Source organism: Armatimonadia bacterium (assembly GCA_039679385.1).
Classification (GTDB): domain Bacteria; phylum Armatimonadota; class Zipacnadia; order Zipacnadales; family JABUFB01; genus JAJFTQ01.
Genome location: JBDKVB010000168.1, coordinates 70,752 through 77,217 on the forward strand (window position 1 = coordinate 70,752; position 6,466 = coordinate 77,217).

Genomic DNA, 6,466 nt, shown 5'->3' on the forward strand with positions numbered 1-6,466 from the left:
CCCGCTCACCTACCGACCGGCAAGGATGAGCGCATTCTCGCCCTGATGCAGTACTACGCGGGCTGCGCCTGTCTCGAAGGCCGCTGCGCGGTCAGCAGCATTGTGAAGGCCGGCGTACGCCGCGAGATCATCGAGACAACGGTAGGGCGCGTCATCTTCAACGGCTACCTGCCGCTGGACATGCAGTTCCTGAACCACGACATCGCTCGCGAGGAACTGGGACGCCTGGTGGACCGCTGCTACAACATCTATGGCCAGGTGCGGACAGCACAGTTGCTGGACACGATCAAGTCGGCCGGGTTCAAGTTCGTCACCCGGTCTGGTCTCAGCATCTGCCTGAACGACACGAATGTTCCGACGGATAAGCACCAGATCATCAGCAGGACAGAGCGCGAGGTGCGGCGGATCAACGATGCGGCGGCCAAGGGTCACATCCTCGCCGACGAGCGCGAGCAGTTGGTGCTGGAGCTTTGGCTGAAGGCCCGTGAGGAGATCGCCGACCAGATCCTGGCGAACATCGACCGTTTCAACTCGATCTGGATGATGACCAACTCGGGAGCACGCGCAAATCGGAGCCACATCTCGCAGATCTCCGGGATGCGCGGGCTGATGAGTGACCCCTTCGGTCGTCTGATTGAGGACATGCCGGTAAAGAACAACTTCAACGACGGGCTGAACGTTCTGGAGTACTTCGTATCCACGCACGGAGCCCGGAAGGGTCTGGCAGACACCGCTCTTCGTACTGCAGACGCGGGCTACCTGACCCGTCGTCTGGTCGACGTATCGCAGGACGTGATGGTCCGCGCGACTGACTGCGGGACAACTGATGGGATCGTTGTGTACCCGTTCTATGAGCACGAGCTCCACTGCCCGTCCTGCGGCCAGGAGGACCACTACCGCACCGGTGTGTGCCACTACTGCGGTGCCACCATGCCGCCCACGAACAACAACGACGTGTTCGAGGGGCTGCAGGACCGCATCGTGGGACGGACGGCCGCTGTGGACATCCTGCACCCGGAGACGAACCAGATCATCGTTCCGGCGGGAGCAGAGATCGGCGAACGGGCGGCGAAGCTGATTGTGGACGCCGGCATTGTGGAGATCACGATCCGGTCGCCGCTGACTTGCGAGCTTCGCAAGGGGATCTGCGCCAAGTGCTATGGCCGCGACCTCGCGCGACGTCTGCCGGCAGAGATCGGGACTGCAGTGGGAATCATTGCGGCGCAGTCGATCGGAGAGCCTGGCACGCAGTTGACGATGCGGACCTTCCACACTGGCGGCGTAGCCGGCGAATACATCACCGGCGTTGCCGACGTGAAGAAGCGCAAGCAGCAGGCGCTGCGCAGCCTCAGCGACGACATCGATCAGGGCCTGGTTTCACTGGACATGGTCGGTGGCGGTGGCCGCGCTCGACGCAAGGCCATCAAGGAAATGCTGAAGGTGTTGGAGACCTCGGTTCACGGTCTTCTGCGCGTCGTCGAGTTGTTTGAGGCCCGGACGCCGAAGGGTCAGGCCATCACCGCCAAGGTCGACGGCAAGGTCGCGGAGATCGAGACCAAGGGCCTGCGCACGGTGGTCATCCACTCGCGGCACTCCATCGATGACCTGAAGACGATTCAGGGCGAGAGGTTGGCCGAGGACGTAGTCGCACCCGACGTGAAGAAGACGCTGCTGGCCAAGCGAGGTCAGAAGCTGCTCAAGAAGGTCCGCGCTCGGCTCCGGAAGGCGGGCGTCGAGACTGTCGAGATCAGCACCTCCCACCTTGTGCCGTACCGCGGTGAGCTGTTCGTGCAGCCCGACACCGAGGTGCACGCAGGAGACCGGCTAACGGCCGGCCCAGTGGACCCGCAGAGCATCCTGGAGATGAAGGGCGTCAGCGGCGTCCAGGACTACCTGGTTCGGGAGATCCAGGCAGTGTACCGCGCCCAGGGCGTCAGCATCAACGACAAGCACATCGAGGTCATCATCCGCCAGATGCTGCGGAAGCGCAAGATTCGCGACCATGGCGACACGCGCTTCCTGCCCGGTGAGATCGTAGACCGGTTCGACTTCGAGGACGAGAACCGGCGGATCCGCGAGTTGGGTGGCACCGAGGCGACTGCAGACCCGATCCTGCTGGGTATCACCCAGGCGTCGCTCGCGACGGAGAGCTTCCTGTCTGCAGCCTCCTTCCAGCGCACGACGCGGGTTCTGACCGAGGCCGCATGCGAGTACCGGCGCGACCCGCTGCTGGGGCTCAAGGAGAACGTCATCATCGGACGACTCATCCCGGCAGGTAGCGGCATGCCGGTGCACCGCGACCGTGGGATCGGGTTCTCGGAGGACGTACGGGAGCTGGTACAGACCCGCCCCCCGACGTCGGTGGTGGAGTCGCGGGATCCTATGGAGCAGTTCCTCGAGGACCTGCAGGCCGCTCGCGAGCTTGGGATGCCCATGCTGGAGACGGAAGAGGGGGACAATGAGGAGGACGACGAGGAGCGGCTGGAGGGCTTCCAGGAAGACGATGGCGACGGCGACGACGTAGATGAGGATGAGGACGTAGAGCCGGACGACCTGTCCGGGGACGAGTAGCGGTTAGGAGAAGAGCAGAGGGGGGCATCGTGGCGTGGCGGGGCCGGATTCCCGGGGCGATGCCCCCTTCTTCCCGCTGTGAGGGTGAAAACGGGCTGTTTTCGGGGGCTGGAGACCAAAAAAGGCGTGAAAGGCCCGTTTGACGCCTTGACAACAAGCAGTCTGGCAGGTATAGTTATGCGTCTTCGCAACACAGCAAGCGCGAACGACCCAACCAGCGCCCAGCGCTGCCGCTCGCGAACTGCGTGTTGACGGGATCTTTTTTCTGGAAGAGTAGGGGCTGTAGATCGTCGTAGAAGCGCTCGCATCTCGCAGCTACGGCACACAGCTGGATAGGCCGGTGTTGCCTATCCTGGACATGGATCCGCAGGGGCTGAACCGGTACCGGGCCTAGTGATTGGGCACGGGACAAGTGTTCGGCAACCACGACCGTCCCCCTGAAGCCCCTCTCGTCCGATGCGGAGGGGCTTTGTCGTCCCCTTCCAGTTCCAGAACCCAAATCCGACCACAGTGCATTGTGTCGCATAGCGAGGGAGTGACGGGCTTTGCCGACCATCAGCCAGCTGGTACGCAAGGGCCGCAATAAGAAAGAGCGCAAGATGAGCACCCCGGCGTTCAAGGTCGTGTGGAATGCCGAGAAGCGCAAGGTCAAGTGGGTCGAAGGTGCACCTCAGCGGCGTGGCGTCTGCACCCGCGTGTGGGCCCAGACCCCGAAGAAGCCGAACTCTGCTCTGCGCAAGTGCGCTCGTGTGCGGCTGTTCAATCGCCAGGAAGTGACTGCGTACATCCCTGGCGAGGGGCATAACCTTGCTGAGCACTCCATCGTCCTGGTTCGTGGCGGCCGCGTCAAGGACCTCAACTCGGTGAAGTACCACGTGATTCGGGGCACCCTGGACACGTCCGGTGTTGAGAACCGCAGACAGGCACGGTCCAAGTATGGGGCCAAGAAGCCGTCCTAACGGAGCCGTGAGGCCGGCCGAGACGATATAGCTGAGTTCAAACCCGATTCGGGACCGCACTTGTTGACCAAAAGAGGTGCTTGGGTCATGCCACGTAGGGGAGAGGCGCCGCGCCGCGTCACACCGGGAGATCCGATCTACGGTAGCCCCAGTTGCACGCGGGTTATCAATAAGCTGATGCTTGGCGGCAAGAAGGTTACTGCGGAGCGGATCTTCTACGGCGCTTTGCAGATCGCAGCGGAGCGCACGGGGAAGAACCCTCTGGAAGTGTTCACTCAGGCCATGCGCAATGTCACTCCGCAAGTTGAGGTCCGTCCGCGACGTGTCGGCGGCGCCACGTACCAGGTGCCGATCGAGGTGACCTCGCGGCGACAGACCACGCTTTCGGTGAGGTGGCTGGTGGGAGAGGCGCGGAAGCGGCCGGAACGGCGCATGGTAGAGCGACTTGCCAACGAGATCATCGATGCCTCGAACCGCGAGGGCGGGGCAGTCAAGAAGCGTGAGGACGTACACCGCATGGCGGAAGCCAACAAGGCTTATTCCCACTACCGCTGGTAGACGCCCGTTTCTCTCCAGAGACCCTTGGCAACATATGGGAGCTGGGTCTGAGCTCGCGCTGATGGAAGCGAGAAGTCGTCATTCTTTGCAGTGATTACCGAGGTAATTGTGTCTGACATCCCGCTGGAGAAGACAAGGAATATCGGCATCGCGGCGCACATCGACGCGGGCAAGACCACGACGACGGAGCGCATCCTGTACTACACGGGCCGTGTACACAGGATGGGCGAGGTCGACGACGGCGACGCGACGATGGACTGGATGCCGCAGGAGATGGAGCGCGGGATCACGATCACCAGCGCAGCGACGACGGCGGAGTGGAGAGGCTACCGGATCAACATCATCGACACGCCTGGCCACGTTGATTTCACGGCAGAGGTAGAGCGCAGCCTGCGAGTCCTTGACGGCATGGTCATGGTCATGTGTGCGGTGGGTGGGGTTCAGCCGCAATCCGAGACGGTGTGGCGGCAGGCCAACAAGTACAACGTCCCGCGGATCGTGTTCGTTAACAAGATGGACCGGGTGGGCGCGGATTTCCACGACGTTCTCCACCAGATGCGGCAGAGGCTCGGTGCTTACGTAACGGCGGTGCAGTTGCCGATCGGCTCGGAGAGCGAGTTCAGCGGGGTCGTGGATCTGATCGACCGGCGTGCGTACGAGTGGGACTCCGAGTACGGTGACACCTTCGAGGAGGTCCCAATCCCCGAGAAGATGGCTGAGCGGGTTGAGGCTTTCCGCGAGCACATCGTGGTCACCGTCGCTGAGAACGATGCGGACCTTGAGAACATGTACCTTGAAGGCAAGGAGCCTACCTGCGACCAGTTGCGGACGGCAATCCGGCGGCTGACGGTGGAGAACAAGATGGTGCCTGTGTTTGCCGGCACCTCGCTGAAGAACAAGGCAGTGCAGCCGCTGTTGGATGGTATCGTTGACTACCTGCCGTCGCCCACTGATGTGCCGCCCGTCGAGGGCCTGCACCCGAAGACCTCCGAGACCGAAACGCGCCGTCCGTCACTCGACGATGCCTTCTGCGGGTATGTATTCAAGGTCGTCAGTGACCCCTTCGTCGGGCAGCTTGCGTACATGAGGATCTACTCCGGCCGCGTGAAGAAGGGCGAAACAGTCCTGAATCCGCGGACGAGCAAGAAAGAGCGGATCTCGCGGCTGTTGCGGATGCATGCGAACCGTCGAGAGGACTTGGAGGAGGGCGTGGCCGGCGACATCCTGGCGGTCGTGGGGTTGGGGCGTGCTCTGACCGGGGACACGGTGTGCCCGGTGAATGCGCCCTTGATGCTTGAGACAATCAGCTTCCCGGAGCCGGTCATCGCCTTGGCGATCGAGCCGCGGTCGAAGGCGGACGAGGAAAAGCTTGCAGACGCCCTGCAGAAGCTGTCAGTGGAAGACCCGACCTTCACGGTGAGAACCGACCGGGACACCGGTCAGCAGATCATCGCCGGCATGGGCGAACTGCACCTTGAGATCATCTGCGACAGGCTGCGGCGAGAGTTCAGTGTCGACGTGCATGTGGGCAAGCAGCAGGTGGCTTACAAGGAGACGATCACCGTTCCCGCCGAGGCTCGCGGGCGGTTCGTACGGCAGACCGGCGGGCGCGGGCAGTTTGGTGACGTTGTCGTGCGTCTCGAGCCAACGGGCGGCGATGTGGAGTTTGAGTTTGTCGATGCCACCAAGGGTGGCTCGGTACCTGTGGAGTATATCCCGGCGGTCGAAGCGGGGCTGCGGGAAGCCCTTGACAGTGGTCCCCTGGCGGGTTTTCCTGCTACGCGGATCAAGGCTACGCTCCTTGACGGGTCCTATCACGAGGTCGACTCGAGCGATATGGCTTTCCGTGTAGCAGCGCAGATGGCGTTCAAAGAGGCGTATTCGAAGGCCCGGCCAGTGCTTCTTGAGCCGATCATGATGGCGGAGGTCGTGACGCCGGAGGCCCATATGGGCGATGTCGTAAACGACCTGTCCGCCCGGCGTGCCGAGATCCGGAGCATGATGGTGGGGAGCGGGGACAGCCAGATCATCAAGGCCCGGGTTCCCCTTGCGGAGATGTTCGGTTATTCAACGACGCTGCGCTCGTTGACCCAGGGGCGCGCGACCTACACGATGGAGCCGGAGTCGTACCAGGCCGTAGCCGACGCGAGCGAAATACTGGGTCGATAGGCTGGGGCGGCGGAGAGAACCCCGTCTTCTAGAGACAACGTTACGCGACATGCGATTGTAGGCTCCGGATTGTCTCTGAGAGCCAGGAGGTAGCCACCAGCATGGCTAGGCAGAAATTCGAGCGGACAAAGCCACACGTGAATATCGGCACGATCGGTCACGTGGATCACGGGAAGACGACGCTGACGGCGGCCATCACGATGTGCTTG

4 protein-coding genes and 1 pseudogene are annotated in these 6,466 nt (G+C 62.5%); all 5 read left to right on the forward strand.

The window, feature by feature from the left end; translation table 11 throughout:
* Positions 1-108 precede the first annotated feature (108 nt).
* Positions 109-2,571: pseudogene (locus tag ABFE16_19655) on the forward strand (hypothetical protein).
* Positions 2,572-3,116: 545 nt separating this feature from the next.
* Positions 3,117-3,530, forward strand: a complete 414-nt coding sequence (gene rpsL, locus ABFE16_19660) for a 30S ribosomal protein S12 (protein MEN6347517.1) — start codon at positions 3,117-3,119, stop codon at positions 3,528-3,530.
* A gap of 87 nt (positions 3,531-3,617) precedes the next feature.
* On the forward strand, positions 3,618-4,088 hold the full coding sequence (rpsG, locus tag ABFE16_19665; GenBank protein MEN6347518.1) for a 30S ribosomal protein S7: 471 nt from the start codon (positions 3,618-3,620) through the stop codon (positions 4,086-4,088).
* 108 nt (positions 4,089-4,196) lie between these two features.
* Positions 4,197-6,257 carry an elongation factor G gene (fusA, locus tag ABFE16_19670; GenBank protein ID MEN6347519.1) on the forward strand — a complete coding sequence of 687 codons (2,061 nt, stop codon included), beginning with the start codon at positions 4,197-4,199 and terminating at the stop codon, positions 6,255-6,257.
* A gap of 101 nt (positions 6,258-6,358) precedes the next feature.
* Positions 6,359-6,466: GTP-binding protein (locus tag ABFE16_19675; GenBank protein ID MEN6347520.1), on the forward strand; the 108-nt coding region annotated here is incomplete at its 3' end.

Bases quoted from the DNA above. Each gene is read 5' to 3' on its own strand.
- rpsG (MEN6347518.1), top strand. From the start codon at position 3,618: ATGCCACGTAGGGGAGAGGCGCCGCGCCGCGTCACACCGGGAGATCCG.